The sequence below is a fragment of the Synechococcus sp. R6-5 genome, assembly GCF_047461775.1.
Lineage (GTDB): Bacteria > Cyanobacteriota > Cyanobacteriia > Thermostichales > Thermostichaceae > Thermostichus.
In genome coordinates this window covers 1-955 of record NZ_JANSHV010000385.1, presented here as the reverse complement: position 1 = coordinate 955, position 955 = coordinate 1, and the positions used below count along the sequence as shown (strand labels likewise).

The following is a 955-nucleotide window of genomic DNA, read 5'->3' as shown; positions in this document are numbered from 1 at the left end:
GCAGTGTTCAGCGTAAATGTATCAGAAAACCCTTCCCTTTCCCGGAGCAGCTCAGTGTAAAGCCTGATGCTCTTTTTTCTCTGATGGGATTACCGTAGAGGTGTTGCTACTGGGATCCTGCAGTGACCAGCTTTTCCTGTGCCCAACTCGCCAAACTCGAGATGCCCAAGATGCCCGTGACAGTTGGGATCCCTGTCACACCTTCTGCGGATGAGGCGGATGAGACAGAGATCGGTCATCTTTTGATCGTCGATGATCAGCCCAACAGCCGCCTGCTGCTGGGGGATCTGCTGCAGAGCATTGGCTATCGGGTCAGCGAGGCCGAAAGCGGCAATCAAGCCCTGCAAATGTTGAAAACCTTCCAGCCGGATCTGATCTTGCTGGATGTCATGATGCCGGGGTTAGATGGGTTCGAGGTCTGTCGACGCATCAAAGCGAATGATGAGACACGCTTGATCCCGGTGGTATTGGTTACAGCGGCCAGCGATCACAAAAATCGCGTGCGCGGTATTGAAGCTGGGGCAGATGATTTCTTGAGCAAGCCCTTTGACGAGTCGGAATTGTTGGCGCGGGTGCGTTCCCTCGTTCGCCAAAAGCACCTCAATGAAGACTTGGATCATGCTGCCCAGGTTTTGTTCGCCATTGCCCGCAGTGTGGAAAGCCGGGATCCCACCACCGGGGATCACTGTGAGCGCCTGGCACAAATGGCCAAGAGCTTCGGCGAGTTTTTGCATCTGCCCCGTCCCCTGATCAAGGTGCTGATGTGGGGAGGTTACCTGCACGACATCGGCAAAGTGGGCATACCCGATGCCATTTTGGGTAAAACAGGCAAGCATACGCCGGAAGAGTGGGAGGTGATGAAATCCCATGTCTTGATCGGGGAGCAAATCTGCCGCCCACTACGCACCATGAAAGAGGTGTTGCCCCTCATCCGCCACCACCACGAGCGTTGGGA

At 55.2% G+C, this 955-nt stretch carries 1 protein-coding gene; it reads left to right on the top strand.

Translation table 11 applies throughout. The annotated features are described in order from the left end of the window. Nucleotides 1-170: 170 nt before the first annotated feature. A partial coding sequence (locus NW818_RS13895) for a two-component system response regulator (RefSeq protein WP_414424889.1) occupies nt 171-955 on the top strand: 785 nt, incomplete at its 3' end.